At 41.7% G+C, this 24353-nt stretch carries 16 protein-coding genes and 1 pseudogene; 5 read left to right on the top strand and 12 right to left on the bottom strand.

Annotated elements, in window-relative coordinates:
• Positions 1 to 255: 255 nt before the first annotated feature.
• The 6 genes and pseudogenes from gshB to NWP22_RS07690 form a co-directional block, all read right to left on the bottom strand.
• Complete coding sequence (gshB, locus tag NWP22_RS07665) at positions 256 to 1239, bottom strand: glutathione synthase (protein WP_271733860.1); 984 nt, start codon at positions 1237 to 1239, stop codon at positions 256 to 258.
• 261 nt (positions 1240 to 1500) lie between these two features.
• On the bottom strand, positions 1501 to 2580 hold the full coding sequence (locus tag NWP22_RS07670) for an RNA-guided endonuclease InsQ/TnpB family protein (RefSeq protein WP_271733861.1): 1080 nt from the start codon (positions 2578 to 2580) through the stop codon (positions 1501 to 1503).
• A 114-nt stretch (positions 2581 to 2694) separates the two neighbouring features.
• On the bottom strand, positions 2695 to 2817 hold the full coding sequence (locus NWP22_RS07675; RefSeq protein ID WP_417006607.1) for a hypothetical protein: 123 nt from the start codon (positions 2815 to 2817) through the stop codon (positions 2695 to 2697).
• Positions 2818 to 3277: 460 nt separating this feature from the next.
• Positions 3278 to 3553, bottom strand: coding sequence for a LapA family protein (locus tag NWP22_RS07680; protein WP_271733862.1), 276 nt, complete (start codon positions 3551 to 3553; stop codon positions 3278 to 3280).
• A gap of 83 nt (positions 3554 to 3636) precedes the next feature.
• Positions 3637 to 3807, bottom strand: a pseudogene (gene tnpA / locus NWP22_RS07685) (IS200/IS605 family transposase); the annotation flags it as partial.
• A gap of 348 nt (positions 3808 to 4155) precedes the next feature.
• Positions 4156 to 5595, bottom strand: a complete 1440-nt coding sequence (locus tag NWP22_RS07690) for a phosphoglucomutase/phosphomannomutase family protein (protein ID WP_271733864.1) — start codon at positions 5593 to 5595, stop codon at positions 4156 to 4158.
• A 336-nt stretch (positions 5596 to 5931) separates the two neighbouring features.
• On the opposite strand from NWP22_RS07690, the gene NWP22_RS07695 reads away from it, so the two are divergent.
• Complete coding sequence (locus tag NWP22_RS07695; protein ID WP_271733877.1) at positions 5932 to 6111, top strand: hypothetical protein; 180 nt, start codon at positions 5932 to 5934, stop codon at positions 6109 to 6111.
• A gap of 166 nt (positions 6112 to 6277) precedes the next feature.
• On the opposite strand, the gene NWP22_RS07705 is transcribed toward NWP22_RS07695, so the two are convergent.
• Entirely contained in the window at positions 6278 to 7978 is a 1701-nt protein-coding gene (locus NWP22_RS07705; RefSeq protein ID WP_271733865.1) for a transglutaminase domain-containing protein, read from the bottom strand.
• A 544-nt stretch (positions 7979 to 8522) separates the two neighbouring features.
• Between NWP22_RS07705 and NWP22_RS07710 the strand changes: the two genes are divergently transcribed.
• The 4 genes from NWP22_RS07710 (at position 8523) to NWP22_RS07725 (ending at position 19341) form a co-directional block, all read left to right on the top strand.
• Positions 8523 to 11399 carry a cation-translocating P-type ATPase gene (locus tag NWP22_RS07710; RefSeq protein ID WP_271733866.1) on the top strand — a complete coding sequence of 959 codons (2877 nt, stop codon included), beginning with the start codon at positions 8523 to 8525 and terminating at the stop codon, positions 11397 to 11399.
• An 80-nt stretch (positions 11400 to 11479) separates the two neighbouring features.
• Positions 11480 to 12652 carry a DNA replication/repair protein RecF gene (gene recF / locus NWP22_RS07715; RefSeq protein ID WP_271733867.1) on the top strand — a complete coding sequence of 391 codons (1173 nt, stop codon included), beginning with the start codon at positions 11480 to 11482 and terminating at the stop codon, positions 12650 to 12652.
• Positions 12653 to 12677: 25 nt separating this feature from the next.
• Entirely contained in the window at positions 12678 to 15317 is a 2640-nt protein-coding gene (locus tag NWP22_RS07720) for a putative PEP-binding protein (protein WP_271733868.1), read from the top strand.
• Between the two features lie 73 nt (positions 15318 to 15390).
• Positions 15391 to 19341: an Eco57I restriction-modification methylase domain-containing protein gene (locus NWP22_RS07725; protein ID WP_280801693.1), complete on the top strand. Its 3951-nt coding sequence runs from the start codon at positions 15391 to 15393 to the stop codon at positions 19339 to 19341.
• A gap of 138 nt (positions 19342 to 19479) precedes the next feature.
• Here the strand turns inward: NWP22_RS07725 and NWP22_RS07730 are convergent, their stop codons facing one another.
• From NWP22_RS07730 to NWP22_RS07750, 5 genes are all read right to left on the bottom strand, one after another.
• Entirely contained in the window at positions 19480 to 20643 is a 1164-nt protein-coding gene (locus NWP22_RS07730; protein ID WP_271733871.1) for a baeRF3 domain-containing protein, read from the bottom strand.
• A 214-nt stretch (positions 20644 to 20857) separates the two neighbouring features.
• Positions 20858 to 21310, bottom strand: a complete 453-nt coding sequence (locus NWP22_RS07735; protein ID WP_271733872.1) for a hypothetical protein — start codon at positions 21308 to 21310, stop codon at positions 20858 to 20860.
• Positions 21311 to 21466: 156 nt separating this feature from the next.
• Positions 21467 to 22231, bottom strand: a complete 765-nt coding sequence (locus NWP22_RS07740; RefSeq protein WP_271733873.1) for an energy-coupling factor ABC transporter ATP-binding protein — start codon at positions 22229 to 22231, stop codon at positions 21467 to 21469.
• On the bottom strand, positions 22228 to 22893 hold the full coding sequence (locus tag NWP22_RS07745) for an energy-coupling factor transporter transmembrane component T family protein (RefSeq protein WP_271733874.1): 666 nt from the start codon (positions 22891 to 22893) through the stop codon (positions 22228 to 22230). The genes NWP22_RS07740 and NWP22_RS07745 overlap by 4 nt, the downstream gene beginning before the upstream one ends.
• Positions 22886 to 23809, bottom strand: a complete 924-nt coding sequence (locus tag NWP22_RS07750; RefSeq protein WP_271733875.1) for an energy-coupling factor ABC transporter permease — start codon at positions 23807 to 23809, stop codon at positions 22886 to 22888. Before NWP22_RS07750 ends, NWP22_RS07745 begins: the two co-directional genes overlap by 8 nt.
• Between the last annotated feature and the right edge of the window lie 544 nt (positions 23810 to 24353).

Genomic DNA, 24353 nt, shown 5'->3' on the forward strand with positions numbered 1-24353 from the left:
TTACCCAGATAACACATTAAGTGCAGCAACACTTAAAAGTCATATTTATCCTATAGCAGGAGTTAATAGAACTGCTTTCAAAAACTTATGCAATTAGCTGGCAGCAACTGAAAATTTATGGTTGGCGAGGTCTTGGGGGATGGGGCTAAACCCCTACCTACAAGGTAGGGGTGTTAACTTTTGGCTACAATCTACCTGAATAGAGGAATAACATCCTGATTGTCCACATCGGGAAGTAAAGCCTTGGCTAGGGGATTACTGATGTGGTTTTTCAGTTTTGAGCGCCTCCTCAACCCATGAAATCACCTGCTCACCCAAGCTAGTGTCATCTAGTCGGTCAATTTCACGAATTCCGGTAGGACTGGTGACATTAACTTCAGTTAAATAACCACCGATGACATCAATACCCACAAAAGTTAAGCCATCTTGACGTAAGGTGGCGGCTATTTCCCTACAGATTTCATGCTCTCTGGCGGTGATTGTAGTTGGAGCAACAGTACCACCAGCTGCCATATTATTACGAAAATCACTACCGCTAGAAAGGCGATTGAGGGCACCAATTGGTTCTCCATTCAGCAGGATAATTCGCTTATCCCCTTCCTTAGCTTTTGGTAAATAAGTTTGCACCATCACTGGTAATCGACCACGCAGTGTACTGAGTTCAACAATGGAATTGAAATTGCGATCGCCTGATTGTAAAAATAAAATTCCTTCCCCGGCTTTATTACCCAGTGGTTTAATAATTGCTGCGCCCTTAGCCTCAACAAATTTCCGGATCAACTCTTTGTCAGCACTGACAATAGTTTCTGGAATAGCGTTAGTAAATTGGAGAGCATACATTTTTTCATTCGCCCCGCGGATACCACTAGGACGATTAATCACCAAAGTTTTGTCTTGGTCGATATAGTCCAGAACATAAGTAGCGTAGAGGTAGGAATCATTCACAGGTGGGTCTGTCCGCATGAACACAGCATCCATTCTATCTAGGGAGGTAAAACAGCTATCGCTCAACCTGTACCAAGGATTTACCGCCCTCCAGCTTCCCTCCACTAACTGGATTGGAACCAGTTCCACCTGCTGTAACATCGCCCAAGCTGTGCTATCTACCACACTCAGTAGATTCGCCTGAGTTACCCAAATTTCATGTCCTAATATTTGTGCTGCTTCCATCAGAGCAATGCTGGTATCATGACAGGGGTCAAGCTGATGGATGGGGTCAATAATAAAAGCCAGTTTCAATTCTTTGCCTCAATCACCGGGACTTATTATGAACTACCGCTCTGTTAAACCTAACCAAGGCTACCTAAATCTAGACTTAACTGGACGTTGGTAGTTTTGGTGTTAACTTCCTGCTTCATCGCGGTCTTAGAATGACTTCTAAGAGGTTTACCCACTCCACAGGTAATCTCGGTAGTAGCTGCTATATAAAACCTAGACAAAACTAGACTTGACTTTCTACTTCAATGGGAGCATGGGAGCAGTTATCCCTGGTGTAGACTTTCACGCCTTAGCCAGACGCGATAAATTAATTGCAGCGTTCAGATCCCTATCTATCTCAAAACTGCAGTTCTCGCAATGATAAATTCTTTCGGACAAAGAAAGAATTTCTTTTTTATGTCCACAGTGAGAACAAGTTTTACTTGATGGATAAAATCTATCAGCAACTATAATTTCACATCCAAATTTTTTAGCTTTATACTCTAGCTGACGCTTCAACTCATAAAACCCACAATCAGCTATTGCTTGGGCTAATTTATGATTAGACAACATTCCTGAAACATTTAAATCTTCTCTTACTATCTTCGCGTGGTTTTTGCATAAGTAAGTAGTAAGTTTATGAAGAGTATCTTTTCTCATGTTTGCTATTCTTGTATGATGTCTAGCTAGTTGAATTTTAGCTTTATGCTTATTATTTGAACCTTGAGCTTTTCTGCAATAAACCTTAGATAATCTTTGCAGTTTAGCTAAGTTATGCTTGTAGTGCTTAGGATGAGGAAATATAACACCAGTGCTTAGTGTAGCTAATTCCTTGACTCCTAAATCAACACCAACAAGGGCATGATCTTTAATAGTTGGCAAGTATTCTTTTTCATAAGAAAATGCTATATACCAACTATCAGCAGTCCTAGAAATAGTAATACTTTTGCAGGTGGTATGAGGTAATCCTTCATGATTTTTTACCCATCCAATTGTCGGTAGTTTTATTGATGTGCCACCCACAGGAATTGGTTTAGCACCTGCATCAATTGTAAAACTATCATTTTGACCTTTCTTTTTGAAGTTAGGATATTGAGACTGTCCTTGAAAAAATCTCTGGAAAGCTTCTCCTAAGCTATCAAAAGCATATTGAGTGATTTTTTGACAAATACCTTTTTCTTTAATCCATGTCAACTCAGGTTTTACGTGATTATTAAAAAATTTCTTGAGGATATATTTGTTTGGCTTTAATCCATCTTTGTACAAATATTGCCAAGTTGCTAAACCCCAATTAAAGGTAAACCTTGCTATACCAGCGTGTTTAGCCATTAATATTTCTTGGGTTTTATTTAACTTGAGTTTTGTTTTGATGGATAAAAGCATTGCTCGACATCAACACTGTATTTCTTTGCTGTCTAAGTCTGACATATCTTGTAGGGGTGTGTCGATAGCATTCTTAAGGCTATCCTTGATTTCTTTGGAGTAATTCCTCAACCCTTATAACCGGTAAGAAAAGCAGTGAATAATTGCCATTAAATCCTCTACTAATTCTTGCTGAGGCGATAAAGATTCCTGGTTTGCAACTATGATTTGACATCCCACAGAACTTGCTAATTCCATAATAAAGTCTTTTTCAGGCTCATGAAGTACACACCAATTCCCTATTCCCTGTTCCCTGTTCCCTGTTCCCTATGTCTTGGAAATCTGGTAACCAGTTCTGTTGTTCAAAATAAGATACCGATTTACTAAACCTTTTATAAGAAGTAATTCGATTAGATACTGCGCCGTTATAGAGGTCTTTATGTAGCTTTCGGTGATAGTGCACCAATTGCACTCACTTTCTTTGTAGGATATAGGTTGAAAGTTGCCCTACCTAACGCCATCAGTGATCACCTCCTTTCCAGTTGCCTAACTCATATTATACTAACATTGCAAGATTCAGTCAAAACTTGATATTGCCAAAAATTTAACTGTTCTCAAAACTCTTTCACCTGTGGTAAAAAAACGCTTTAAGGACGTTTCGTTTTTGGCTCCCTTGCATCCCCAGGCTATACAGCCGCGGAGAATTACGCGAATCTGGTTAAAAATCCTGGTCATCAACAAAAAACTCGGCATCATCATCAAGGGACTGACTCCGCCGAGAATTTGCCATACTCCAAAGTGGCTGTAGTAATGCCATTCCCAATAAACCTGTACCAGCAGTGAATGCCATTAATAAACCTAATGGGATTTGAATCGATTGAAATGTTAAGAATTTTAAAGATACAGGTGTGGCATTTTGGACTGAGATAATAGCGCTCGCCGCTACCCAAATAGCCACTATTAAAGATATCAAAATCGGAATTAAATTTTTCATAAGAATATCGCGGTAAGCGAGAAACTAAGTGGCTTTAGCCCTGAGAGGTAAGCGAATCGGTGGTTAAAACCACCTTGGTATTTTTAGTTTTTGGCGTGATGCGGGTCTTTAATATATCGTTTGATGACCTCACTACTAACATTACCAGCAGTGCTAACAAAATAACTGTTAGTCCACAAGGTAGGTAGTTTTTTCAATTCTGGGAATTCTTTTCTTAAATAGTTGCTACTACGACCTTTAAAAGCTTTAACGATTATTTGATTATGCAAGAGTTAAAGAATTTACAATTCTGCCTAAAAATGGGGCATTTTACCTGGAATTATCTTATGAAATGGAGAGGAATAAACAGGATTTAGATATTAATCAAGCTTTATCGATTTACCTTGGTACTGCTAACAATCTAGTAGCGTGTGTTGATACTTTAGGAAATTCCTTATTGATTGATGCTCGCTCAATGAAGGCAGTGAATCAGTTGTGGAATCAGAATTAGTTTAATTGTCACTGAAGAATCTTACACGTCAAAACCCAGCTACTTAGATGGAGACTCCCTACCCAAATACTAAAGAAACTTACCTTGGTAAGTTTCTTTAGGGGGTCAGGTGTTAAACAGCTACTGGTTCTAATTTAGCGATGGCACTTTCCATCTGTTGAGCGACCTTGGTAAGTTTCTCAGAGGAGTTGGTTTCCAGATAAACACGTACCAGAGGTTCTGTACCGGAGGGTCGCAACAACACCCAACTACCTTCTTCTAAGTACAGCTTAATCCCGTCTTTGCGTCCAACTTCTTTAACTTTAATTCCCGCCACCTCACAAGGGGGATTTTGAGTAAAGGAGTCAATCACAGCGGTTTTGTGTGCCTCCGTCAGGTGTAAGTCAAGACGGTCATTGTAAAGCGGTCCATCAGCCTCTGCGATCGCTTCTTTAACCAACTGACTCAGGGGTTTACCTTCATAGGCGATGGCTTCGGCAACTAGCATATCAGCTAAAATACCGTCTTTTTCGGGAATATGCCCCAGTATACTTAAGCCACCTGATTCTTCACCTCCAATCAGTACGGTAGTTTCCCGCATTTTTTCACCAATGTATTTAAAGCCTACAGCTGTTTCATAAATTGGCAGCCCATATTTAGCGGCAAAATTGTCTAGGAGGTGAGTCGTGGCTACAGTCCTGACGATCGCACCAGTTTTACCTTTATTTTTGATTAAATGACGTGCTAGTAATAACAGCACAGTATTGGGGGTGAGAACATTTCCTTGTTCATCGACAATACCAAAGCGATCGCTGTCACCATCTGTAGCCAGTCCCAAATCAGCTTGATCGGCACGTACGGACTCCACCAACCCGACTAGTTGTTCACCTTTGGGCTCTGGCATTCCGCCGCCAAATAGGACATCACGATTAGTGTGGAAGCTTTCTAACTGACAGTGACACTGTTGCAAAACTTCATCCAAATAGCCGCGAGAAGTAGAATAAAGCGCATCGTACTTCACCTTTAAATTCGCACTTTTAATCCGTTCTATATCCAGTAAAGTGTAGATAAACTTGAGATACTCGGGTTTGGGGTCAAAAATGGAAATTTTACCCACAGGACTACTGCCAGGCAGGGCATCAGATGCGCTGTCAATATTAGCCACAATTGTATCAGTAATTTCTGGTGTGGCTGGTCCTGCATAATCAGGGATATATTTAATTCCACAGTAAGGCGCTGGATTATGGCTAGCAGTAAACATCAGAGCACCCGCCGAATTCAAAAGCCGCGCGTTGTAGGCAATTACTGGTGTGGGGCAGTCCCGATCAGTAATTTTCACCGTCCAACCCAAGTCTGCCAAAACCTCAGCAGATGTTTGGGCGAACTGGTCAGCCAAAAATCTAGTATCGTAGGCAATTAGAACCGGTCTATCTTTTGAGTAAGCTGTTTCGAGGTAACTTGCGATCGCCCTGGTGACTTTCCGCACATTTGGGAAAGTAAAATCATCAGCGATGATTCCTCTCCAACCGTCAGTACCAAATTTTATTTGACTGGAATTGCTACTAGCGCTCATTTTTACCACTTTCTCCCTGATAACTTTAATCCTATAGGAAGCTTCCCGCAAAGCGTGCCTAGCCGCAAGTGTCCCCCAATGTATTTTTTCTCACTGATGATTGAGCAACGTCATTTTCTAATCGACCTTTTGCCAGTTATCACCTTTAGTCTTGATTTGCCCGATCAACAGGACAAGAACCTTGGTACTACCAGATGAGAAGGGGGTTGATTAAAGCACGCCAACATAAAGCACAAATCAAAACGCTGTTAGTCTCCGAAATCAAGTCAGATTAATTTCGGACTGTTGCGTCTTAGGGATTCCAATGTATTTTACAAACTAAGCAAAGGATTTATCATGACTGCGATTAAAATCCCTAGCGACCTACATCCCCAGGCTGAGAAAACCCACCGAACCCTGGTTGCGTTTATGGCTAACGCCACGCGATCGCGATCTGTAAAGCTACTGCACCGCAGCGAATTGGTATCCCCGCCGAAAAAAGCGTTGATGAATTCCATCATAATTGACATTTGTTGACCAGATCCAACGGTGTCGAACAAGCTGCACAACTCTTAAACTTAAGCAACTCCACTCAACCATTACAACAAGATAGCGCCAGCGCGGCGGCCAGCAGATCGCCTGCGACAAGTTACACAAAAATATCACGATAGTCCATTACTTTTAGATCACCAATCACCAATGGCTAATCGCTAAATGGCGGTAATTCTTTAACAATTGTAAAGCGAATGTGATTAATGGCCAAGTCGCCTATGGGAATGTCTTCTTTGGTCAGCCGAACACCTTGACTACTCAAGGTTTCAAAGGGTATACCTTTGCCAATTTCAATGTGATACCAGGATAAACCCATAAAAAAGCGTGTCGGGTAGGGGCCATTGTTACCTAAATCATCAGGATTAGATTCCATTGGTAACCAACCACAACCGGGGATGTAGAATTCTAACCAAACATGGTTAAAGTCCGGTTGTAAAGGAACTCCTTGGTGTTCGCTGTGGGGCGGACATTTATATCTACCGACTGTGCGACAGGGGATACCATTCAAACGGCACAAAGCCAGTAAAACACCTACATACTCGCCACAGGAACCAACACCCCGTTCTAAGACTAAATCAGGGGTGTCAATATAAGGTTTAATGCCGTAGGACAACTGATCGTATACGTAGTTACGGATATTATACATTTTCCGCAGAAGATTAGTTTCCGATCCAATAGCTTCACGGGCAGCACGTCTGACAATGGGTGTATCCATTGCCAAATCATCATCATCCACTAAGTAGCTTTTTTCATCTTCTGGTGATCCTATGCCTAACGCCACGCTATCGCTATGGGGAATATCTTCTACATCGCTGGGGGTGATGCGATATTTAATACTTCGTACTTCCAACAATGCTTTCCAACCGAATATATGCCTTTCCCCTGGTGTCAGGGCATCAAATTTAAATACTGCTACACGTTGGCCATCTATTATTTCCTCCGTAAAAGGGATACCAATAGGTTCAACGTATTGCAACTTTTGACGTTCAGTGTTTGAGGGTAGGGCAATACGCCATTCTACATCGGGCAAATATACCTCTTCTAAGGGAGCAATTTCCTCGGCGTAGGACATTTCAATCAGATAGCCATTGGAAAGAGCGTAGTGTTTATCTGCCTGGTGATGGTAATGTAAGGGGTGAATAAAAGTGCGATCGCGGTATGTGAGTTCATGACAAGGATCAGCATTAGGGTTATCCCGGATATAAGGTTCTTCTGAGGCATAGGCCACAAAAAGAGTTTCTTTACCTGTCTGTTGATGAGTATGAATGGCAATCCCCGTGGGAGATTCAAATGGTGTTAACACGCTGAATTGAACTTCTCCAGTGGCTCTGTCCATAGCATAGACTGTTTGCTCCGTGCGATCGCAAACCCAAAGGGTATCACAGTTGACTGCCAAATTTTCCACCCCCACACCCGGTGCATAAAACCGAGTAATTTCCTTGCGCGTATTGCGGTCAAAAATCAGAATAGATCCGAGTTTTTGGCAACTAACGTAAACTGTTGATTCCCAAACAGCAACGCCATCAGCACCATAAGGTAGGGTGACAAAATGCTCTAGACCCAAAGATGAGAGTTTGGACAGATAAACACTGTTTTCCCGCGTTACCCACAGGGAGTCTGACCATACTGCTAGTCCTGCAACATCGCGAAATTCCCTGACTTGGTGGGGATTGCGGATTTTGCTGTTATCAGATGTGGGGTCAATCTCCAGTAGATGCCCTTTAATAGTATCAATGGCAATCAGTGTATCTTGGATGAAAGCAATGCCACAAAGAGTGGCTGCTGTTAAAGGTCGAATTGTTCTGTGACCAAACATTGGGCTGGTAATCAAACTAGGAAGTGCAAAACTCATATTAAGCCAAAATTAAATTCACCGTTTAGCACACCCAGAATTAATTTTGGCATATTTTTGATCACCAAAATCCTGGCTTTTAGAGAGAATTCACTACACTTATATGTCATTAATATTACATTTATTGTATAAATACATAGCTGATGATTCCAAATAAACTAGTAACCTGTGTTTGAGTTTCAGATCCCGGACTTGTTTCATAAACTCCAGAGTCTTGAGCACCTACACTAGAAGTCCGGGATCTGCACAGAATTACATCTATAGCAACAGACAGGGCGGTTAGAAAAGGACAAAATTACCAAACCATGTCCTTGTACATCTGTTTAATCGTTTAGCGCTAGAGCAGGTGACTAGCTACGTATGCCCTGGTAGGTCTTTAACTCTTACCTCTAACGTAGTACCTTTTGGGTACTGAGTCTGGTCAGATTAGGTATCTTTCAAGCCCCGACCTAAAGGGCTGGGGTTTCTGAACTTTAGTTGATGCTAGAAAGGTCATCTTTAAATTATGATCTAACTTTGTAACCATTTCGGTGTGACATACACAATGTCTGGTAAATCTGAGTCCCAAGGTCTTGGTGTTTGGCATAGTTGGGAAGTTGATCAAGCCATCAACCTGCTTAATACTAACGCAGACAGTGGCTTAAAAGCCGAGGAAGTGCCACAACGTCAGCAAAAATACGGTGAGAACGAACTAAAAGAAAATAATGGTCGCAGTTCCTGGGAGATACTGCTAGATCAGTTCAAAAATATTATGTTATTGATGCTGATTGCAGTAGCCGTAATTTCCGCATTTTTGGACTTCATGGCTTGGCAAGTCGGAGAAATTGCTCCCGGTGAAGTGCCATTCAAAGATCCCATCGCGATTATGGCAATTGTAGTTCTCAATGGCATACTTGGCTATGTCCAAGAAACCCGCGCAGAAAAAGCCCTAGCCGCCTTGAAAAAACTCAGTTCTCCGAACGTGCGAGTTATCCGTAGTGGCAAATACATAGAAATACCCGGCAAGCAACTAGTCCCAGGGGATGTGATGCTGTTAGAAGCCGGAATGCAGATAGCCGCTGATGGACGCTTAATCGAACAGTCTAATTTACAAGTGCGGGAATCAGCGCTTACAGGTGAAGCAGAGGCGGTGAGTAAGCAAGCTAATTTAATATTACCGGAAGAAACATCATTAGGCGATCGCATCAACTTAGTCTTTCAAGGAACTGAAGTCGTCCAAGGACGCGGCAAAGTCCTGGTAACTAACACAGGTATGGAAACCGAACTGGGTAAAATTGCCGCCATGTTGCAGTCCGTCGATAATGAACCGACACCTCTACAGCAGCGCATGACCCAGCTAGGTAACGTCCTAGTTACAGGTTCCCTCGTTCTCGTCGGCATAGTAGTAGTAGGCGGTATTATTCAAGCCAGAGGATTGGCAAACATTCGAGAACTCTTAGAAATTTCCTTGAGTATGGCAGTCGCCGTAGTTCCAGAAGGTTTACCCGCCGTGATCACCGTCACCTTAGCCCTGGGAACACAGCGTATGGTACGCCATCATGCCTTGATTCGCAAGCTACCAGCCGTAGAAACATTGGGTTCTGTAACTACAATATGTTCCGATAAAACTGGCACATTGACCCAAAATAAAATGGTAGTCCAGTCAATTTATGCCAATGAAAATATATTTCGGGTCACAGGAGAAGGCTATACACCCATAGGGGAATTTCAGTTAGATAATCAAACTATTCTTGTCGAAGATTATCCCGAAATTTCCGCTCTCATGGTCGCTTGTGCTATTTGTAATGATGCTGTGCTGCAAAAAGAAAAAGGTGAATGGGCAATTTTAGGAGACCCCACCGAAGGAGCATTAGTAACAGTAGCCGGAAAAGCTGGTATTGAGAAAGATCAGTGGTACAGCAAATTACCCCGCGTCAGTGAGTTTCCTTTTGACTCAGAACGCAAGCGCATGAGTGTAATTTGTCAGGTTGAAGTAGAGACATCCCCCCCTGTAGAAACGTCCCGGCAGAACGTCTCTACTATTGACGGGGTAATGACCAACTTAATAGCGTCTCAACCTTACTTAATGTTTACCAAAGGTTCACCGGAGTTAACCTTAGCACGGTGTACTGAGATTATTTTGGGTAACAATTGTCTGCCATTGACAGATAATCAACGCGCTGAAATATTGGCAGAAAATGACCGGATGGCAAGCCAAGGTTTACGAGTCCTAGGTTTCGCTTACAAACCCCTGCTACAAGTCCCAGAAGGGGAAGGGGAAAAATGTGAGGTAAACTTGGTTTGGTTAGGCTTAGTCGGGATGCTAGATGCCCCACGTCCAGAAGTTAGAGCAGCAGTGCAAGAGTGTCGCCATGCTGGAATTCGTCCCATGATGATTACAGGAGACCACCAACTCACAGCACGGGCGATCGCCATTGATTTGGGAATAGCTCAAATAGGTGATACAGTGCTGACAGGTCAACAATTGCAACACATGACCGACCAGGAGTTAGAGCAACAAGTTGACATAGTAAACATCTACGCCAGAGTAGCCCCAGAACACAAACTGCGAATAGTGCAAGCTCTTCAACGTCGGGGTAAATTTGTCGCCATGACGGGCGATGGTGTCAACGATGCCCCCGCCCTCAAACAAGCTGATATTGGCATAGCCATGGGCATTACTGGTACTGACGTCAGTAAAGAAGCCAGTGACATGGTACTACTAGATGACAACTTTACCACCATTGTTGCAGCCACCAAGGAAGGAAGAGTAGTTTACACCAATATCCGCCGTTTTATTAAGTATATTCTTGGTAGTAACGTGGGGGAAGTTCTCACCATTGCCTCAGCCCCACTGCTAGGGCTAGGCGGCGTTCCCCTGACACCATTACAAATTCTCTGGATGAATTTGGTTACAGACGGTTTACCAGCATTAGCGTTAGCTGTAGAACCCGCAGAAGCAGATGTGATGAAACGTCCGCCTTTTAGTCCCCGGGAAAGTATTTTTGCTAGGGGGTTAGGTTCTTATATCATTCGGACGGGAATTATTTTTGCTGTGATTACCATTATTTTGATGCTATGGGCATACAATCACTGCCAAACACAGGTTCAGGGGCTTGACCCAGAACGATGGCAGACAATGGTATTTACTTCCTTGTGTATAGCACAGATGGGTCATGCGATCGCCATTCGTTCTCATAACAAATTAACCATAGAGATGAACCCCTTCTCTAATATGTTTGTCCTGGGGGCTGTAGTTTTGACAACCATATTACAGATCATACTCATTTACTTCCCACCCCTGCGCGCTTTCTTTGGTACTCATTGGCTACCTCCCACAGAGTTGGCTATTTGTTTCGGTTTCAGTGCTTTGATGTTTGTCTGGATTGAACTCGAAAAGCTTTTCTTGCGCCTGAAAGGTAGAAGCAGTTTTGACCGGTGACCAAATTCATGGGGTCTTTTATCCGGGCTCCTAGCCAAGCGCGTGAATGACCAATCACCAATGACTAATGACCATGATTTATGTACCTCAAAAACCTACACCTGAGACAATTTCGTAATTACCAAGACCAAAAAGTTGAGTTCACCGCTCCTAAAACCATTTTGGTCGGTAATAATGCTCAGGGAAAATCTAACTTGTTAGAAGCGGTGGAATTACTGGCGACATTGCGATCGCATCGCATGGGGCGGGTGACGGATTTCATTCAAGCAGGAAAGGAAATAGCTCAAATTAATGCCACCCTAGAGGGAGAAAATAGTACCAGTGATTTGGCGTTGACTCTGCGCAGGAATGGTCGCCGCAGCGTTGCGATTAATGGTGAGTCTGTACGCCGACAAATGGATTTTTTGGGTGTACTTAATGCTGTGCAGTTTTCTAGCTTGGATTTAGACTTGGTACGGGGTGCTCCTGATGGTCGTCGAAACTGGCTAGATACACTGTTAATTCAACTCGAACCGGTCTATGCTGACATTTTGCAGCAATACAACCAAGTATTACGCCAACGCAACGCTTTTCTAAAAACAGTAGAGACGTCCCGGCGGAACGTCTCTATCAACTCAGCAGCCCCTAGTAGAGATGGGATTAATCCCATCTCTACATTAGCTATATGGGATGCTCAGTTAGTTACCACTGGAACCAAGGTAATTAGAAGACGCCATCGTGCTATTCAAAGACTAGCTCCCATTGCTGCTGCTTGGCACGCTAGTATTAGTAGTAGTACAGAAATTCTGCAAATTAATTATGTGCCTAGTGTACCCTTTGACTCCACCCATCCAGAAGATATCAGTCCAGCCTTTTTAACCAAAATTCAACAACGAACTGCTGCGGAACTGTACCGAGGTACCACCCTTGTCGGACCTCATCGCGACGAAGTAGAATTAATGATTAATCAAACACCAGCCCGTCTGTACGGTTCCCAAGGGCAACAACGAACTTTAGTACTAGCTCTCAAATTAGCAGAATTACAATTGATTTCAGAAGTAGTCCAAGCACCGCCCCTGCTATTACTGGATGATGTTCTGGCTGAATTAGACCCATTTCGCCAAGATCAATTACTCAATGCCATTCAAGACCGGTTTCAAACTCTAATTACTACCACTCACCTCAGTTCTTTCGATGCTCAGTGGTTGAATTCCTCCCAAATTCTGCTTGTGAAGTCGGGAGCGATTGAAGAACGATATAGCAGCAATGACTAACGACCAATGAGTAATAATAAATTGAGTGGATAAACTCTACTGGCTGGATCAAATTCAACTGCAAGACCGCCGTCAGGTAGGAGACAAAGCATTCTACCTGAGCAAGATTATGCAGCGTGGTTACCCGGTGATACCTGGTTTTGTAGTTTCAGCAGAAGTTTTGCGAGAATTTCTGGCAACTCTCAATAGTAAGTCGGCTTTAGTAGCAGATTTACCTTATTCCTCTTTGCACCTAGATGTAGCTAATTGGCGACAACTTCAGGTGTTAGCTGGTCGCTTGCGTCGGGAAATTATCACCGGAACCGTACCACCACAGTGGGTAAACCAAATTTACCAGCAGTCCAGAGAATGGGATACCAGTTATGTGATTTTGCGTCCCAGCTTGGCTCTATCGGGTATGATGCCAGAGATGGGAAATCCCTCTGGGTTGTTGGATGCAGTTTTTTGCCGGTGTGATGAGGAAAAGATAGCTTCGGCATTGAAACGTACCTGGAGCCAGTTATTTCGGGCTAGGAGTCTACTGTATTGGCGGCGAATGGGGGTTAACCTGCAAAAAATTAATTTAGCGGTGTTGGTGCAACCAGTAGAAAATGCTATTGCTAGTGGTCTTCTGTATGCCCATTCTACTACCACGCCACTGAAGGTATCAGAGTGGACAATAGAAGCGACTAAGGGATTAGGAATAGCAATTTGTCAAGGCGATGTACTACCGGATGTCTACTATGTCCAACTGGAAACAGGGCTGGTACTAGAGAGACATCTAGGCCATAAAATAGTGGCTTATGGCTTCCCCCATGAGCTATGGCTACGCCACGCTAGCTATCAGCCAAGTGGTTTTGATGATACTAGTACTCTGGATTCATCCCAGTTAGTCCTCACGGCAGATCATAGTCATATAGTGACTTATATACTTAGTCAGCAGGAACAAAAGCAATTCGCTTTATCAGAAGAACATCTGCAACAAGTGATGACTCTGGGACATCAACTTGTGAGTGAAATAGGAAACAACTTTAGCATTAAATGGACTATCTCAGCAGACACGGCAAAACCTAATCTCTACTTGACTCAAGTTAGTTACCCTACTAAGTCTACAGTTCCATGGCTAACCCCACGCGATCGCTATCAGATAGGAATGGCTACGCCACGCAAGCTCATAAAACCAACCGCCACGCAATCGCTATCCCAAAGAATCCTTACCTCTTTGAAAGCCAACCAACCCACGCCGGCTATGATTACAGGTATCCCAGCATCAGGGGGACGTGTGAAAGCAACTGCTGTTGTAATTACTGATGCTGACAATAAACCAAGACACATAGATAAAGGAGTAATTTTAGTAGTACCAACGATTACGCCTGATTGGTTGCCTTTATTACAAAATATTTCCGGTCTGATCACTGAGAAAGGGGGATTAACTAGTCATGGGGCAATTCTGGCGCGAGAACTGCGTATCCCCGCCGTGGTTAATGCGGTGGATGCCACAGTTTTGATTAAACACGGTGAGGGGCTGCTTGTGGATGGTGATCAGGGCGAAATTTATCCCCATGGCTACGCCACGCAAGGTATCAGAGGCGATAAAACACCAGCACAAGAGAGTCAAGAACTAAATCCCGCCACCATCCCGCCATCTCCCCAGTTTCAGATCCCGGAGTTGTTTCATAAACTCCAGACTCTTGATCATCTACAGAGAAGTCCGGGTTCTCCCCTTCCTCCTAGTGTTCCTGATTGTCCAATGATTTCTACCCAGTTGTTACTTAACTTGAGTCAGCCGATATTAATTCAGTCTGCTCAAAGTTTACCGGTGGATGGGGTGGGATTGTTACGTTCAGAATTAATGTTACTCAATATCCTAGAAGGTGAACATCCTCAGAGTTGGCTGGTTAGTGGTCGTGAAGCAGAATTACTGGAAAAATGGACAGAGCAGATTATCCGCTTTGCTGCTGCTTTTGCGCCGCGACCAGTTTTTTATCGTTCTTTGGACTGGCCATATACTACAGGTAACCCACCTCATCTGGAGTCCCCCAGCAATAGCGACAGCGTAGCGTTAGCCATAGGCGCTCCCCCCAATACCACTGGACATCGCGGTACATTTGGTTATTTATGCCATCCCGCAGTGTTTGAGTTGGAACTCACAGCTTTGGCAACTGTGCAAAAAGCTGGATACACTAATATTAATCTATTGTTGCCTTTTGTTCGCAGTGTAGCGGAGTTTTCTTTTTGTCGGGAGAAGGTTGAAAAAGCAGGTTTAACCCAAGTACCCCAGTTTCAACTGTGGATAATGGCAGAAGTTCCCAGTGTGCTGTTTTTGCTGCCAGAATACGTTAAAGCAGGTGTAGCTGGTATTTCCATTGGTACAAATGACCTCACTCAATTACTCTTAGGAGTAGATCGAGAACAAGGAGATATGAATAGAGTATTAAATGAACTTCATCCGGCGGTCATGGGCGCGATCGCTCAATTGATCCAAATGGCACAATCTGCGGGGATACCCTGTTCCATCTGCGGTCAAGCACCCGCGATTTATCCAGAAATTATCGACCAGTTAATACAATGGGGTATTACTTCTATTTCTGTAGAACCAGAAGCAGTAGACAGGACATATAGAGCGATCGCACGTGCTGAACAACGCCTCATTTTAGCCGCAGCGAGAAACCAACTTCAAGATTAGTAACCTGTTCAAGTTTCTAATTAAGTCCATAAAAAACTATCATAGATTATGTGGTTAGTTTTATCGTGTACAAATGTCCCTCCCAGAATTCCGCGATCAAATTGCAAAATTAGTCACCACAGCAGCAAATATGCTGCTTTCTCGCCGTGCTGGTAAAGCGGAGGAGAATACAAAAGATAATCTGATTGCACCTTTTCTAGATGCACTGGGTTATACAAGGGAATATCGCACCCCTGAAGGTTCAATTCGCAGTTTAATTGGAACTACGACCTGGGTTGATTATTTGCTTCGTCCTCAAGTAAACCAGCATCCCAAACTAATGTTTGAAGCCAAAAGTTTATGGGATAAGAATATATGGAATACAAATGAACAGCAAGTTTTAGATTATCTGAGAAATTACAGTCTAGATGTTGGCACACAAGAACCTGTTCTGTGGATTATCCTCTCAAATTTTCGGGAATGGCACATTTTAAGGTTACAGGATAAAAAACCTTTTTGGTCATTTACAATGGAGGAAATGCGAGATGATACTGAGCTTGTCAGCAGACTATATACTTGCCTCAGCCGTGATAATTCACGCAGTGATCGTCTAGAAGCATTTTACAGCGAAAAAACCAGAGAAGGATTAGGCACAAAATTTCTGGCTGATTTAAAAATTTGGCGTGTTATTCTTGCCAATGGTATCAAAAAATCACAACCTAATTTAAGTTTAGAAAAAGTCCGCGAAGCTTCTCAAGTTATTTTAAATCGTTTTTTGTTAATTCGACTTTTAGAGACATTCAGCCGAGAAATGCCCTTCAACTATCTCGGTAGAGTTTATTATCACTGGCAGCAAACTTTCCCAGATTTACCATTCATTGAAGACCTCAGACGAGCTTTTCATCATACCTGGATAGGCTATAATACTGAACTATTTCAGCCTTCTTGGATTGATAAACTCATGATTGATGTTCAATACATTCAATCAATTATTGTCATAAATGCAGTGCCACCAGCGGGTATACTTGATACAATTACAGGAAATTTAACAACCTATCGCTCAATTTACAACTATGATTTTACCACTCTAACACAGGATATTTTAGGTACTGCTTATGAACAGTTTCTAGCCCATCAATTAACTCTGGTGGGCGATGTTGTCAAAATTTTAGAAAATCAACAAACCCGCAAGCGCGAAGGAATTTTCTATACTCCTGACTATATTGTTAATCGTATTGTATATCAAACTCTACAACCTTCAATTAAGCCTAAAATTGATGCGGCCATTGGTTTTTTGGAAGTAGGAGACTTTCATCAAGCTTATGCATTTGCAAGTTCAGTCTTAGACATGACAATAATTGACCCTGCTTGTGGTTCTGGTTCATTTCTTTTAGGTGCATTCGATTATATACTGGGTGAAATTAAACGTTATAATCAAGCTTGTGCAACAGCTAAGATACCTGACAACTTTGATTTATTTAGTCATGTATCAGTACAACCAATTATTAATCCTGAAGAACAGATCATCGTCAGAATGCTCCATGGGGTAGATAGAGACCCCCAAGCTGTGTTATTAGCAAAACTGTCACTCTGGACAAAATTATTGCGATCGCGTCCTGATGAATATGGTAGACGCGGTGGGTCTATATATTCTCATCTTCCTGCACTAACTTTAAATATTAGAGTTGGAGATAGTTTAATATATTCTCCCGCAAATTTAGCACCATTTCAGGATTCACTAGGAAGAGCCGCAGATTTAGCCAGAAATGCTAGAGATACTAATCAAACTGAAATAGAAAGAAATCAAGCAGTTACTAATTTGGAAACTAGTATTACATCAATCAATCAGCAGATTAATCCTGTTTTAACTGCCTTTTTCGCTAGTGATGAAAGTATACAATCAGTAGTGCATTTGATCAAACATAGAGAAGCTAATATCAAAGAATTAGGACTAATTCGCTCTTTTTTAACAGACGCTATCAATCCTGAAAACTTAGATGAATGGACTGAAAAAAATTTAGAAGATTGGACAACTGCCGAATTAGCCAGAGTTAAATCTGAACTAATGACATTAGAAAGTGCCTTAGAAGAAGTTGTTATTAAACGCCCATTTAACTGGTATGTTGAATTTCCTCATATATTTGATCCACAATTACCAGCAGCAGAACAAGGGTTTTTTGCTGCAATTGGTAATCCTCCCTATTTTAACGTTGATGCCATCTTTGGTAGAAATGCCCTAGAATTAAAATGGCTCAGGTATGCATACCCTGATATTTATACTGATAAAACAGATATATTGTTCTATTTTATTAAATGGGGATTTGAATTGTTACGTGATCAAGGACGGCTGACTTACATTGTTTCACGTTCTTTCATCCAAGGTGATAAATCCTCGAAGTTGAGAGATTTTCTCAGCCGCAAAACCAAAATTGAAAGTATAATCGACTTTTTAGGTCATAAAGTATTTAGGGCTGGAATTGCTACTTGTATAATTTCTTTAATTAATAAGGATATATCAAGCAATGAACTAAAATTTTATGTCGAAAATGTGATCAATTTTGCCGATGTCAAATCTGTATTAGGTTCAGATAATCCTCTGAACAAGTTTCCTGAAAATTCTGTTAACACAGTAGAACTTCTACAACAAACCTTAAATTCATCTCGTTGGAGTATATCGCCATATAATGAAATTTTCGCCATAATTGATTCTCAAGGAGTCAAACTCAGAGATTTACCTGAATGTGACTTAGTTGAACAGGGTATTCAAACAGGAGAAAACAGTGTTTTTGCACCTACTCATGGCTTTAGTTTTGAATTTTCTGAAGATATACTAGATATACTCACCCCAATTGTGAAAAATTCTGGAATTTTTGCTTATGGATTTGTTCCCGATAATTCTTATTTGTTATATGTTGAAAACAGTAACAGCTTTGAAGATTTACCAGAACCAATTCAAAAGTATTTGCTCGAAAATAGAGGTAAGTTGGAAAAAAGAGCAGCATATAAACAAGGAAGTTGTCAGTGGTATGCTTTACAAAGATCAAGGCGTAAAGACCAACATTTTCATTTCCGCCCTAAAATTCTATGTCCATATCGTGCGAGTAATAATAGGTTTAGCATTGATTTAGAAGGTAATTTGGCAGGTTTAACAGATACTACTGCTATATTTTTAAGAGATATATATGATTACGATTCAGATAATCCAATAATTACTAGACTATATTTTCTGACAGCTTTACTTAATTCTAAAGTTCTTGAGTTCCGTTACACAGCATTAGGTGGTTTAGGAAAACTCACCAGTACAAGGATGTTTGAATACTTTGAAAATCAAGTTGGTGATTTGCCAATTCCCCAGTTGAAGGAACCTGAAAGTAATAGTGATTACCAAACTTTAGTACAGTTAAGTCGTGAAGCTCATCAGATTTGGCAAAATCGTTACCAAATTGTTACCACCTACCAATCTAAAGCTTCAGGAGTTACTTATCAAGAAGTATCGTTAAACGAATATCACAGATTGACTGGAGATTATGCTACTGACATTGAGTGGGAAAGTTCTCATCCTCATCGAGAAGGACATCTATTAAAATTGCAAATACAGGCGAGTGTCGATGGATATGTTATTTGGGGCGAAGTGACCGATGATGAAGATTGGCAAGAGGGAAATCGTGAATGGATAGAAATAGCTCGTGTGAGTATTCGCATACCACACTTGCGCCGATATCTTTTAGCAAGGCTGATTTATCTCACTGAGTTTGATTCATCTTTTCGTAATAAACGAAAGTTGTCTCGTGAAGCCGGAAATTTGGTCAATGCAGCCTTTGATGTTTTGAAAGTTAATCGTTATGATATCGATAGGTTTAGTAATCTTCGGGCTTTAGAAGTTATTGAGCAAAGAGTTAGGCAAGAACTTGGTATATCAGAATTGGAAACAGTTTTATTAAGACAACTTGAAATCAGAAATCAAATTGATACAATTGCCTATCGTCTTTATGGAGTAGAGGAGTATATCGATATTATTGAACAAGCCTTGAAGGTTGTATTGTAGTCTCAAGCACCACAACTTTCACTGGTATACCTCAACTGAAATAGGAAATTTAAAAGTTGAGAATCAAGTCAAAAAAAATTACCAAACATGGGTGTTTTTTGATTTTATTTAAGAAAGTCAAAAAACACCACAAAAATATCAATAACGGAAAATAGCTGCTACTGCTGTACTATTAGGCATTTGTTCTGACTCCATAGTGTATACTTTACCACCATTTGTCAATGTCTGAATAGCTGCCAAATCTAACATATCTTGATCATCTGGCTCTGGTTCTGAGTGTAAATCTACATTCATGGTATCTGGATTAAATTTGCCCCAAATTTGCATATCCATCGGCACTAATATAGAATCAACCCTTTGGCAATAAGTCGCACAGATAACTTCTTTAATATCACTAGAAGTTGTACCAGTACCAGCTAGTTGTTGATAAAGTGCCACAACTGACTCCTGATTTTGCCGAAACAAAGGTTCAACAATAGGCCAAGCCTGTTGATGCAATTCTTCCGGTTTCATAAGTTCCGGGTTACCAGTAATACTTTCTGCGAGGAAGTAAGGATAAGTATTTGCCTGTTGATAAATGGGAAACAAATATTCAACCCCCATCAATAATAACGGAGAATTGTCCCCCCGGATTGTCTCGTGTACTGCCCGATCTACAATGTGACAAAATTGCAAGATACTTTGTTGATGTTGATCTCGGTCAGGACTTCCCTGTCCATGAACATCGCCAGGTTGTAGAAAAGAACTAGCGGTTCCCCTGGTGGGTGTACCAATACGATGTTGTACCCCTCTTTGAATATTCTCCTCTAGGAGAGCTACATCTATACTCTCTGGCATATTTGGTACTTCCACCTCCTCAAGACTGTAGCCAGTTCCCTCAAATAGTCTGATATCTTTTTGACTCAGAGCTAGAAGATAAAACTTACCATCATTGTTGATTAAATGCAGTAATGGCTTAAGATGGAAACGCTCGCCAACAACTACCAATTCTTGAAACTCCATTGGTAGACGATAATAGCGGAACATCTGGGGAGAGATAAAAATTGCTAGTCCCTTGTCTTGGTTTTCCCAAAAATCCGTTGTATCAAGTTCCCTTGCTGGTTGGAGGAAATCAATGGCTTGAGTATGACGAATACCGATGGCACATAAACGTTCCTCAGCTTCACGGATTAAATTTTTAAACCGAATGGGATTCTGTCGAATTTCTGGGCCTGCTTTTTGCATAGGCATATACAAAGAAACACAGGGACTTTGGGGATTATCGACTAAAATTTTGAGTTCATCATGGGATAATATTGGCACTGTTGTTGAACTCCTAGTCAAAAGAAACTAATCAAGCTGATTTCATGTCACAACAGGTTTGATTAATTTTCATCTTGCTTTTGACTTAAGTATGATACAGACTTTTTTTGAGATAGATAAACGGTTAGTTTGAAAGATTACTAATTTTTCCTAGGAGACGATAAAATTACAGCCGCGACGTAGCGATGCAAAGGAGACATTACGATATGTATATTTACTTAAACAGTTGGCAGTACTTATTTAATTCTGCTGCTAAAGCATCTGATTTTTTCCCTGCAGTTTCAGCGGCTAATGTCAAAGATTTATCAATTTCTGTTCTCGCTTTTTGGATTTGTTCCCTACTTGCTGGCGATGCTGCGGCATTTTTAGTTGTACCAAGAGCCTGAGATGCTTTGGCGATCGCTTGACTAAGATTATCAAATATCTGGGCAAAGCTGCTTTGAAACTCCTTCAGATTCGGGTCTGATAAATTTAGTCGTTTTAAAGACTTAGTAATCACTTGCAAATCCCTTGAGAGTTGCAAGCTGGTTACTACCTGCTCTCCTTTATTTGGCTCAATTAAAGAGTTCCCAACATTCACCACCTGAATTAGTCGCTGACATTGGGTAAATTGATCCTCACAACTACTCAGCAGTGGAGTAAAAATCAGACTAACGGTTGCAATCACAATCAACTTACGCCACACAGAAAATACCCCACCGTTATTTGTCAATCATACAGCAGATTGCAGGTAAATAGGTACTATATGAATAGTAAAACCTCACTTATTAATAGGTATGGAACCCCGCCACGCTGCGCTATAGCGTGGCGGATCGCTAGCGTATCACCAATCAACTGGTAAACCCAACTGGGTTAAAGTCTCTCCGTCTTCTAACAACCCTTGAATCTTAGTATCTAATTGAATACTTCCACCAGACAAGACTAAAGCACGTTGAGTCACTTTCCCCAACCAATGTAACTCATGGGAGGCAATTAACATCACCTGCACAGGCAAGTTCAACAATACTTGTGCTAAGTGCCGTCGCCATGCGGGATCAAGTCCGTTAGTTGGTTCATCTAAAATCAGAATTTGTGGCTCTAGGGCTAAAATCGCAGCTATTGCAGCCAGTCGTCTTTGTCCTCCCGAAAGTTCGTGACAGGAACGGTGAGCGTAGGCTTCTAAACCAAAATTTGCTAATAATTCCCTGGCTCGGTCAATAGCTAGAGACGGGGGAATACCGTAATTACGCGGTCCAAAGGTAATATCCTCTAAGATAGTGGGCATAAATAGTTGGTCATTGGCATCTTGAAAGCCAAAACCGATATTACGCCTTAGCTGGGGAAGGGTTTTTGGTTCTAAGGGAATACCATTAATTAAGATTTTCCCCCCATGGGGTTGTTTTAAGCCGATCAGGTTTTCTAATAATGTGCTTTTACCCGAACCAGTAGCACCCATTAACCCTACGCGATCGCCTGCATTCAAAGAAAAAGAAACATTTTCTAAGACTGGCTTCTGGTTACCGTATGCATATACCAGATTCTCCACCTCAATGACAGTGGGGCGGGGGTGATGTGTGGAAAGTTGGGAATCAAATGTCAAAGATTTCAAAATACCCGCACTAAATTGTAAGAACTTATGGTCAAGCCAGATGCTAGGGTAAAAGCGAACAACACCAAAAAACGCTGTTTTGGTTTGAATATCGCCTCTACAGGTAACTGTCCATTGTAACCACGAATGACCATGGCAGCATAAACTCGCTCTGCTCTGTCTAAACTCCTAAGATATAAGGCTCCAATCATCGCAGCATTAGTATAGCGTAACCATGCTGGCTTACCATTTAAACCCCGCAGTTGAGCGCTACGCTGCATCCGTGTGACTTCATCCAGTACAATTTCCAGGTACTGCCCAGTTAATAATAAATTAGCCTTAATTGGTGCAGGTACGGGTAGGCTTTTGAGGGCAATGGCAAAACTATGGGGGGGTAAGGTTAATAAAAAACTATTCATGGTAACCAGACAAATAAGGGAACGTAGCAATAAAAAACTGGCTCTTTCCCACCCCATGGGTAAGGCCATGAATGAGAGGAAAATTAATTCAATACCGAGTATTCCTGCTAGTTGGGGAATGGGTACGCGCAAAAATACCACCCAAACAAGAGCGATCGCCCCATATATTCCCAAGCACAGCCAAGCATTGTACTGTAGTAAGGCTGTCCCCACAACAATTACTAAGGACAAATGCAAACGCAAAGGCAAAGCAAGTTTAAGCATTTTTGGGTTTTACCACTTTAGCAATGCCAAAAGCCGCACCAAAGCTGACTATAGCCCCCAGAAGTCCGGCAATACTAGTACCAATCAATCCTAAAGATTCATGTTCGTAGTCAGCAAAAGGCGTTGATACTTGTACTCGCACTTCGTCGGCTAAACCGATAAAGTCTAAATCCTCAGCCACTTTTTCCAAACCATCAGGCCAGCCTGAAGCTACCAAAGATAAGACTCCAGCAATCAAGAAAATAGTAACCACAGGGACTAACCAAGCTTGAAACTGTTGCTGCTCTCCTGGTAGTAAGTCTGGTCTGGCTTTAGCTAGGTAAACCAAGACACCGCCTGTAATCAGACCTTCACCAATCCCAATCAGAATATGTACACCTGTCATCGCTGGTAAGACTATGTTAATGGGTGCTGTTCCGGAAACAGCTAACTGTAGGGCGCAAACTATGGCTACTACTATGATACTGATAGCCGCCGCAATACCAGCTGCTAGGGGTAAGCGTCCCTTGGAGCCTCCCAGGAGTCTTTGTATAGTTTGGGTTAATACCCAGCCGACCCAAACACTAATGATTGCCGCATTGAAAATATTAGCTCCCAGTGCGGTGATGCCACCATCGGCAAATAGTACAGCTTGAATGATGAAAACTGTGGACATGGATAACATTGCAGCCCAGGGACTACCTAAAACTATGGCTGCTAGGGTTCCCCCCAATAAGTGACCACTTGTACCCCCAGCTACGGGAAAATTGACCATCTGGGCGGCGAAAATAAAAGCTGTGGTTAAGCCGAGTATAGGGGCGCTACGCATCCCTAGCTCTTCTTGCGATCGCTTACAGGCGATCACCAATGCTACTGCACTTACTAAACTTGTAGCCCCAGCTACGGGAATTGAAATAAATCCATCAGGAATATGCATTATCTACTCTGTATGAATGTATTAAATGTGTATAATTACACAGCCAAATAATGTAATTACAGGATCACATTAACAGAAAACATAATTTCTCTGGCTTTTACAATGCCCTCTTGGGGGATTTTAACCTGTTATTCAGGTAATTGTGATCATAATTTTTTAGTTCAAAAATATACTTATTTATCGGAATGTTAAATTTTATTTCTTACCCTGTTGAAACTGGCTGTGTAGCTTTGGGGAGTGATATGTTTGAGTATGATATCTGCAATTAATTTGGTTAATCCTGACCTTGGTGATCTGAGTTGCGCCAGGTTTGTTTCTTGGGTGCTGGGCTTTTGTCAGTTTGCTAGTGAGCTAGTCATAAGCTGACTATTTTATGGACAAAACTATACTTGTGTTTACAAGCATTGACATAAGTGAGTTAAGAAAATCGCCCACTTGATATATAATCCTACGATATCAAGTATTGAATTAAGACTATTGCCAACGCGAAAACCAAGCAATGATAGCGGTAGTCTTTCTTGTAAATCTTAAGAGAAATATCGCG

It is taken from the genome of Anabaenopsis tanganyikae CS-531, from assembly GCF_029891675.1.
GTDB classification, from domain to species: domain Bacteria; phylum Cyanobacteriota; class Cyanobacteriia; order Cyanobacteriales; family Nostocaceae; genus Anabaenopsis; species Anabaenopsis arnoldii.

Excerpts from the sequence above, each read along its gene's own strand:
- NWP22_RS07675 (WP_417006607.1), bottom strand. The coding sequence starts at position 2,817 with ATGGAATTAGCAAGTTCTGTGGGATGTCAAATCATAGTTGCAAACCAG.
- NWP22_RS07750 (WP_271733875.1), bottom strand. The coding sequence starts at position 23,809 with ATGCATATTCCTGATGGATTTATTTCAATTCCCGTAGCTGGGGCTACA.
- NWP22_RS07705 (WP_271733865.1), bottom strand. The coding sequence starts at position 7,978 with ATGAGTTTTGCACTTCCTAGTTTGATTACCAGCCCAATGTTTGGTCAC.
- NWP22_RS07690 (WP_271733864.1), bottom strand. The coding sequence starts at position 5,595 with ATGAGCGCTAGTAGCAATTCCAGTCAAATAAAATTTGGTACTGACGGT.
- NWP22_RS07680 (WP_271733862.1), bottom strand. The coding sequence starts at position 3,553 with ATGAAAAATTTAATTCCGATTTTGATATCTTTAATAGTGGCTATTTGG.
- NWP22_RS07670 (WP_271733861.1), bottom strand. The coding sequence starts at position 2,580 with ATGCTTTTATCCATCAAAACAAAACTCAAGTTAAATAAAACCCAAGAA.
- recF (WP_271733867.1), top strand. The coding sequence starts at position 11,480 with ATGTACCTCAAAAACCTACACCTGAGACAATTTCGTAATTACCAAGAC.
- NWP22_RS07710 (WP_271733866.1), top strand. The coding sequence starts at position 8,523 with ATGTCTGGTAAATCTGAGTCCCAAGGTCTTGGTGTTTGGCATAGTTGG.
- NWP22_RS07725 (WP_280801693.1), top strand. The coding sequence starts at position 15,391 with ATGTCCCTCCCAGAATTCCGCGATCAAATTGCAAAATTAGTCACCACA.
- NWP22_RS07695 (WP_271733877.1), top strand. The coding sequence starts at position 5,932 with ATGACTGCGATTAAAATCCCTAGCGACCTACATCCCCAGGCTGAGAAA.
- NWP22_RS07745 (WP_271733874.1), bottom strand. The coding sequence starts at position 22,893 with ATGCTTAAACTTGCTTTGCCTTTGCGTTTGCATTTGTCCTTAGTAATT.